This window comes from Methylobacterium crusticola, assembly GCF_003574465.1.
In the GTDB taxonomy this organism is placed as follows: domain Bacteria; phylum Pseudomonadota; class Alphaproteobacteria; order Rhizobiales; family Beijerinckiaceae; genus Methylobacterium; species Methylobacterium crusticola.
Genome location: NZ_QOWC01000294.1, coordinates 1 through 7,736, shown reverse-complemented (window position 1 = coordinate 7,736; position 7,736 = coordinate 1). Strand labels below are relative to the sequence as shown.

Below are 7,736 nucleotides of genomic sequence, written 5' to 3'. Positions count from 1 at the left end.
AAGCCGTGGTTCATCACCACCGAGGCCGCGCTGCAGCCCGCGGCCTGAACCCCCTGCGGCGGAGCCCCTCGCGGGCTCGCCCTCCCGGCACCCGACCGATCCGCGCCTCCGGAGACACCCCGATGACGAGCGCCGCGACGTCCCCCGTCGAGCCCCGGCCGCAAGCGTCCCCGGCCCTGCCCCTGGGCCGCATCGACAACGTGCCCCTCGGCATCGGGCTGATGATCGGCGCGACGGTGCTGCTCACGCTGTCGAACGCCTTCTCCAAGCACCTCGTCGGCCACTACCCGGTGGGCGAGGTGATGTTCTTCCGCTCCTCCATCGCGTTCGGCCTCGTCTGCGCCTTCCTGTTGCCCGGCACGGGCCTGGCGATCTTCCGGACGAAGCGCCCGGGCGCCCACGTGGCCCGCGGCCTGTCGCAGGCGGTCTCCCAGACGCTGACCGTCCTGGCGCTCGGCCTGATGCCGCTCGCCGGGGTCACGGCCATCGGCTTCTCGGCCCCGCTCTTCGCCGCCGTGGTGGCGATCCTGTGGTACCGCGAGCCGTCCGACCCGGTGCGCTGGGGCGTGCTCCTGGCGGGCTTCCTCGGCGTCCTCGTGGTGACGCACCCGGGCGCGGACACGCTCCAGGTCGGCGCCCTGTTCGCCCTCGGCAACGCCGTGATGTACGGCACCGTCACGGTCGCGGTCCGGAGCATGACCCGGACCGAGAAGGCCGGCACCCTGCTGATCTGGCAGATGGCCACCATGGCGGTCGCCCATGCGGGGCTGCTCGGCTTCGGCTTCCGCTGGCCGAGCCTGCCCGACGCGGCGCTCTTCGCCCTGCTCGGCGGCTCGAACGTGGGCGCGCAGTACCTCTGGACGCGGGCGCTCGCGGTCGCCCCGGCGACGGCGGTCTCGCCCTTCTACTACCTGATGCTGGTCTGGGGCATCGGGCTCGGCTTCCTGGCCTTCGGCGAGGTGCCGGACGCCCACCTCGTCGTGGGGGCCGGGATCGTGGTGGCGGCCGGCGCCCTGCTCCTCTGGTACGAGACCGCGACGCGGCGCAACGGCACGCCGCCGCGCCTCGCCGTTCTGGCGGAGGGCCTCAGGCGGCGAGCGAGCCGTTCACTCGCCAGCGGGCGATGAGCGGGCGCACCTCCGCGACCGGGACCGGGCGGCTGAACAGGTAGCCCTGCACCTCGTCGCAGCCGAGGGCGGCGAGCTGGCGGTGCTGCTCGGGCGTCTCGATCCCCTCCGCGGTGGTGCGCATGCCGAGATTGCGGGCGATGTCGATCACCGCCCGCACGATCGCGGTGTGCTGCGCACCGGTGCCGAGACCGGTGACGAAGCTGCGGTCCACCTTGATCCGGTCGAACGGGAAGCTGCGCAGGTAGTTGAGCGAGGAGTAGCCGGTCCCGAAATCGTCCATGGCGATGTGCAGGCCGAGGGCCTTCAGGTCGCGCAGGATGGCGAGGGTCTGCTCGCTGCTCTCCAGCAGCATCTGCTCGGTGATCTCGAGCTCGAGGCGGCCGGCCGGCAGCCCGGTCCTGGCGAGCACGCCCCCGACCATGCCGACGAGGCCCGGCCCGGCGAACTGCACCGGGGAGAGGTTGACGGCGACCTTGAGGCCGTGCGGCCAGGTCGCCGCCTGCCGGCAGGCCTCCGTCAGCGCCCACTCGCCGATGGTGTGGATCAGCCCGCAATCCTCCGCGATCGAGATGAACAGCGACGGCGGGATGCTGCCGCGGACCGGGTGGGTCCAGCGGGCCAGGGCCTCGAACCCGGCGATCTGCCCGGTCTGGAGCGCGATCGAGGGCTGGTAGTGGATCTCGAGCTCGTTGCGCTCGATCGCCCGGCGCAGGTCGCTCTCGAGCTGGCGGCGCTCCTCCAACCCCTCGCTCATGTGGCGGGCGTAGAACAGGTGCGTGCCGCGGTAGCTGGCCTTCACTGCGTAGAGCGCGAGGTCGGCGGCGATCAGGATGTCGTCGGCGCTCGCCCCGTCCGCCGGGCCGACCGCGATGCCGACGCTGACGCCGGCGCGGATCTGGTGCCCGCCGACCTCGAAGGGCGGCGCGATCACCTCGATGATGCGCCGCGCCAGGGCGTCGAGGACGGCGCGGTCCGCGAGCCCGGGCGCCAGGATGGCGAACTCGTCGCCGCCCAGGCGGGCGAGGAGCTGGCCGTCCTCCAGCATGCCGCCGAGGCGCCCGCCGACCGCCTGGAGCAGGCTGTCGCCGACCTTGTGCCCGAGGGTGTCGTTGACGAGCTTGAAGCGGTCGAGGTCGAGGAACAGCACCGCGTAGGGCTCGGGGTCGGCGGAGCTCCGGCCCGCCTCCGCGAAGGTCTCGAGGGTGGCCCGGAACACGCGCCGGTTCGGCAGGTCGGTGAGCGGGTCCTGGGAGGCGAGGCGCGCGACGTGCGCCTCCGCCTCCGAGCGCTTCGCCTCGATCCGCAGGAGCGTCTCCACGGCGACCCCGACGAGGAGGGTGAGGATGGCGGCCACCAGGGCGTCCATCCGCAGCGTCGCGCGGGCGTCCTTGGAGATGTCGTTGCGGGGCACGCTCACGCTCACCCAGAGGGGCTGGTCCCGGACGTTGCGGACCGTCACGAGGCGGCCCTCGGCCCCGTCCGGGCTCTCCATCTCGAAGGTGCCGGAGCGCCGGGTGCGGATCTTCTCGTAGAGCTCGGTCCGGGTCAGGTCCGCGCCGACCGCGAAGCCGCCGCCGACGCCCCCGCTCGAGCGCACGACCCCGTCGCTGCCGATGAGCGAGATCGAGGCCGGCGAGCCGAGGTCGATCTTGTCGTAGAACCGCGTCAGGTGGCTCGGGTTGAGCGACGCCACCACGACGCCGCCGAACCGTCCGTCGACGCCGAGGAAGCGGCGGCTGAACTGGACCGAGACGCGCCCGCTCGCCCGCCCGATCACCGGCCGGCTGATGAAGAGCCGGTCCTCCGGGCTCTCGATGTGGATCCGGAAATGCTCCCGGTCGCTGAGGTCGGTCGGCGGGGGCGGCTGCGGGCCCACGTTGGTGGCCCGCATGATCCCCTTGGCGTCGATGATCGCCACCTGCACGATGATCTCGCTCAGGAGGTCCGTGGTGTTGGCGATCGTGCCGTAATCCTCGGACCGGCTGCGCGTCTCGATGCTCCGGCGCATGTACAGCAGCGCCTTGTCGATCTCGCCGATCGACCGCAGGACGTTCTCCTCGAACACCATCGCGAAATTGTGGTTCGTGCGCTCCGTATCCTGCTGCGCGTCGCGCAGGTCGCCACGATGCTTCACCGCCACGCCGATCCACAGCAGCACCACCACCAGGAGCCCGATCACGACCGAGCTGCGGCGCTGGGCCAGGAACCGGGGGAAATGCATGAGGCGCAGGGTCATCCGCCACTCGTCCAGCCGCATCGATCACGGGATTTTGCGCCCTGAAAGTTATCGGGTCCTGAATCAACCCGACCCATTTCACGCAAACAGCGTAGACCCGAAGTGACGGTGGATCAGCCGGTCGAGACTTATTTGCGTCAGTGCTTAGCTGTAGGCTGGGTCCCAGATTGTATAGCGTTGCACAAGCCTGATGTCCGGACGGGATGACGAAGCTTGCGCGGGTCGCCGGGCGGTTCCCGATCGGTCATTGAAGTGCAAATCACAAAAAATGCAACTTAAAGTAGATGCAGGATCGTAGCGCTGTCCTGCGGGCGGGGCCGGCCGGCGCCGTCTCCTCAGCATCCGGGGCGCGGCGGGGGTCGAGGCCGGGGCCGATTCGACGCTGCCGCGGGCCCCGCGCGGGCTGCACACCGCAAGGCCCGCCTGCGAACATGGTGAAGGCTTCGTGAAGGTCGAGGCGTCCGCCTCAGGCGAACCTGCGGCGCAGGCGCCGCCAGCCGAGCACGACGCCGCTCACCGCGACCACGAGGCCGAGCGCGCTCGCCGCGCCGACGAGCGCGATCCGGGCGCCCGGGCGGCGCCCCAGGGGACCGACGTCCAGGGTATGCAGGCCGTCGAACAGCCAGCGCTGCGCCCGGGTGCTGCGGTCGCTGCGGTCGAGGACCTCGCCCGTGAGGGGGTCGAGGTGGAACCACGTCGCGGCGGGATCCCCGAAGGCCAGCCGCAGCACGGGCAGGCGCGGCGCGCCGTGTCGGTCGTACCAGTAGGCGTCCGGCGCCGCGAGGCGCTCCGTCGCCACGAGGTCCGCGCCCGGCACGAGCCCGGCCGCCGCCGCCAGGATCGCCGCCGGGGTCGGCCCGGTGCCGCAGCAGGGGCGGGCGCCGGACCGGTCCACCGCCACCACGAGCGGCGCCCCCCCGATCCAGGAGAAGCGGAGCTCGACGGTCTCCGGCCCCGCCGCGAGGCCCTCCCGGCCGACGGGGAAGCGCGGCGCGGCCTGCCCGGCGTAGCGGGCCCGCGCCGCCGCGTCGGGCGAGCGCGGGCCGAACCACCGGTTCGGGTTCACCGAGAGCCAGCCGCTGAGCAGGAACGTGACGACCACGGCCCCGCCCGTGACGCCCGCGAGGTGGTGCCAGGCCGTCCAGGCGCGGTAGGGCGTGAGGCGGCCCCGGCGCAGCCGCAGGAGCCCGAGGGCGTACCCGCTCGCCGCCGCCGCGAGCGCGATGCCCGAGGCCCACAGCACCACGTCGCGCCAGAGCGCCGCCCGGGCCCGCAGCGGCGTGAGGTAGATCCAGTGCGGCACGGACCCGAGCCAGTTCCAGGTCCGCTCCGCCCGGGTGGTGTCGAGGGCGACCTCCCCGGTCGCCACGGACAGGTAGAGCTCGGTCCCGGCGGGATCGCCGAGGGCGACGACCCGGAAGGGCCGGACGGGATCGTAGCGCGCCGTGACGGTCCACTGGTCCCGGGTGACCGCGCCCCGGTCCGTCGCCGCCCGGGCCGCCGGGTGCCGGCGGGCGAGCGCCAGCGCGTCCGCCGGCCCGAGCGGCGCGACCGGGGCCCCGCTCGCCGCCGAGAGCGCCTGGAGGCGGCCGTCCCACCCGACGATGCGGTAGACCGGCTCGGCTCCGCGCATCGACAGCGTGAGGCCGGCCGGGAAGGCGTCGGCCCCGGCCCGGGCCAGGGCCTCCTCGGGCCCGAGGCGCACCGCGTCGAGGGCGAGGGGCGCGAGCGCCGCCCGGCGCTCCGCCTCCGTCAGGGTGGGGAAGCCGCAGGCCAGCATCACCAGGCCGGACGCGAGCCAGACCACGCAGAACAGCCCGGCCGCGATGCCGAGCCAGCGATGGCCGAAGTGCAGCCACCGCTTCAGGCGCTTCCAGACGGGGCGCATCGGCTCAGAACGTCACGTGGTAGGCGACCTCGACCGAGCGCGGGCGCCCGAGCAGCCACGAGTTGGTGTTGCCCGAGACCGCGTAGAGCGCGTCCGTGAGGTTGTAGCCGCGCAGCGACAGGCGCGAGGTCGGGGTCACCTGCCAGTCGAGGCTGGCGTTCAGGAGCGTGTAGCCCGGCCGTCGCACGGTGTTGGCGAAGTCGCTGAAGATCGGGCCGACGTCGTTGACGCCGACCCGCGCCACCCAGCCGGGCGCGAACGCGTAGGAGAGCCAGACGTTGGTGACGCGCTGCGGCACGTCGACCGGCACGTTGCCGCGGAACGAGACCAGGGCGCCGTCGAGGTTCTGGGCGAAGGCGTCGTAGCGGGCCTGGAGCAGGGCGGTGTTGGCCTCGATGCGCCAGTTCTCCCAGAGCGCGAAGGACAGGGCCGCCTCGATCCCCCGGGAGGACTGGCCGCCGACCTGGGCGAGCTCCGTCGGGCGGTCGGGATCGGGCACCAGCAGGTCGGTCTTGACGATCCGGTAGGCGGCGAGCGTCCACTCGCCCCGCCCGCCCGCGAACAGGCCCTTCACGCCCGCCTCGACCTGCTCGCCCTTGGCCAGGGCGAACTGCGCCTGCGCCACGCTGGTGGTGATCAGGCTGCCGAGGGGATCGGCCGCGGTCGCGTACTGGGCGTAGAGCGACAGGTCCGGGACCGGGTTGTAGACCGCCCCCACGCGGTAGCTGAACGAGTCGAAGTCCTTGGTGAAGCCGGTCGCCGACAGGGGGTTGACCCGCGTCAGGGTGGGGGCGTCGTAGCGCAGGCCCGCCACGAGGGCGAGCTGGGGCGACAGTTCCAGCCGGTCCTCGGCGAAGACCGACGCCTGCGCCAGGCGCGAGCGGATGTCGGTGCGGGTGCCGGCGAGGTTGAGGAAGGGCCCCTGGGCGTACCGGAAGGGATCGACCGTGCTCTCGCCGCCGAAGGGCGTGTTGCTGTCGCGCCGGAACGCCACGTGGTTGACGTCGAAGCCGACCAGCACGGTGTTGCGCAGGCCGAGGAGGTCGGTCCGGGCCGTGACGTCGAGGCGGTTGCCGACCTGCTCCTGCTCGTGGCGGATCTCGATGTAGTCGTCGCGCCGGATCAGCCCGCTCGCCGGCAGGTAGGTGTACTGCTCGACGTCGCGCCAGTGGCGCGACGAGGTCAGCCGGTAGGCGACGTTACGCACCGTGACGTCGAGGCTCGGGTTCCACTCGGTGCGCAGCTGCGTCCAGTTGTCGAGCCAGGCGATGCGCGAATCCTGGATGTTGTAGTTGCTGAAGCGGATGCGGTCGGGCACGCGGTCGCCGACGAGGGGCGAGCCCCAGTAGCGCGTCGGCTCGTTGTAGCCGAGGTCGTGCGACAGGGTGATGCTGAGGTCGGGCGCGGCCCGCAGCGTCAGCGCCCCCGAGACCGCGAGGTTGCGGAAGTCGCCGTCGGGCCGGACCCAGCCGTCGGCGCGGTTGCCGCTGAGGTTCAGGCGATAGGCCATCGCCTCGCCGACCGGGCCGCCGGAATCGAGGGCCAGGCGGGCGACGCCGTCGGAGCCGAGCGCGGCCCGGGCCTCGTTGAGCGCGGTGAAGACCGGCTTCTTCGGCACCACGTTGATGATGCCCCCGATGGCGCCCTCGCCGTACAGCACGGAGGCGGGCCCGCGCAGCACCTCGATGCGCTCCGCCGACCAGGTGTCGAACGGGAACGTGACGGTGCCGGCCCCGACGTAGAGCCGCGTGCCGTCGTAGAGCTGCTGCACCGACCCCGAGCCGGCGAAGCCCCGGCTCGTGAAGGCGAGGTTCCCGTTGCCCGGGGCCGCGATGCTGGTGATGCCGGTGGCGTTCTGCGTCACCGCCTCCTCGACGGTGTTCTGGCCGCGCTCGCGGATGGTCTCGCCGGAGATGATGTCGATGCTGGCCGGGATCTCCATCGGGGTGAGGCCGAGGCGGCTGCCGGAGCGCGCCGGCGTCGTCAGGGCGAGGCCCGGGGGCGGGCCCTCGCGCCCGCGCCCGGCGACCTCGATCACGTCGAGGGCGAGGTCGTCGGCGCGGGATTCGGCCGGTATCCCGGCGAGGAGGAGCGTGGCGAGGACGGAGCGGCCGGGGCCGCGGAGCGTGGGCATGGGGGAGTTCCGATGCGGGCGTCGCCCGCCCGTAGCCGAGTGCCGGATGAATGCAACGTAATAACGTTACATCTCAAGCGCCCGCCGCTCCGGGATCCGGTGCGCGGCCGGCCGCGCGGGCGCGACCGGTCGAGGGGGCCTGGAGAGGAGGGGGAGGGCATGCGGGACGGCGCGACGGTGTGGCACGTCACCGCGAACGATCGCCGCGCGGCCGCATCGCGTCCGCTCGACACCCGCCAGGACACCCCGCCCGACGTGCTCGCGTGTGACCACGACTGACGGCAGGTCTCCTGGCTCGCGGGTCGCCGCCCTCCATCGTCTTCCCGGGGTTCAGGCCCCAGTGACGTG

General features: G+C 73.0%; 4 protein-coding genes and 1 riboswitch. Of the genes, 1 reads left to right on the top strand and 3 read right to left on the bottom strand.

What is annotated here, in order from left to right:
* The first annotated feature begins 122 nt into the window (after positions 1-122).
* Positions 123-1,127, top strand: a complete 1,005-nt coding sequence (locus tag DT057_RS33120; RefSeq protein ID WP_203236450.1) for a DMT family transporter — start codon at positions 123-125, stop codon at positions 1,125-1,127.
* Here DT057_RS33120 and DT057_RS33115 read toward each other — a convergent pair.
* From DT057_RS33115 to DT057_RS33105, 3 genes are all read right to left on the bottom strand, one after another.
* Positions 1,087-3,366 carry a putative bifunctional diguanylate cyclase/phosphodiesterase gene (locus DT057_RS33115; RefSeq protein ID WP_128566273.1) on the bottom strand — a complete coding sequence of 760 codons (2,280 nt, stop codon included), beginning with the start codon at positions 3,364-3,366 and terminating at the stop codon, positions 1,087-1,089. The two genes, DT057_RS33120 and DT057_RS33115, sit on opposite strands and share 41 nt — an antisense overlap.
* 466 nt (positions 3,367-3,832) lie before the next feature.
* Positions 3,833-5,254 carry a PepSY domain-containing protein gene (locus DT057_RS33110; protein ID WP_128566272.1) on the bottom strand — a complete coding sequence of 474 codons (1,422 nt, stop codon included), beginning with the start codon at positions 5,252-5,254 and terminating at the stop codon, positions 3,833-3,835.
* Between the two features lie 4 nt (positions 5,255-5,258).
* On the bottom strand, positions 5,259-7,388 hold the full coding sequence (locus DT057_RS33105; RefSeq protein WP_128566271.1) for a TonB-dependent receptor: 2,130 nt from the start codon (positions 7,386-7,388) through the stop codon (positions 5,259-5,261).
* 263 nt (positions 7,389-7,651) lie between these two features.
* A riboswitch (cobalamin riboswitch) is annotated at positions 7,652-7,736 on the bottom strand. This riboswitch is flagged as partial in the annotation.

Excerpts from the sequence above, each read along its gene's own strand:
- DT057_RS33120 (WP_203236450.1), top strand. The coding sequence starts at position 123 with ATGACGAGCGCCGCGACGTCCCCCGTCGAGCCCCGGCCGCAAGCGTCC.
- DT057_RS33105 (WP_128566271.1), bottom strand. The coding sequence starts at position 7,388 with ATGCCCACGCTCCGCGGCCCCGGCCGCTCCGTCCTCGCCACGCTCCTC.
- DT057_RS33115 (WP_128566273.1), bottom strand. The coding sequence starts at position 3,366 with ATGACCCTGCGCCTCATGCATTTCCCCCGGTTCCTGGCCCAGCGCCGC.
- DT057_RS33110 (WP_128566272.1), bottom strand. The coding sequence starts at position 5,254 with ATGCGCCCCGTCTGGAAGCGCCTGAAGCGGTGGCTGCACTTCGGCCAT.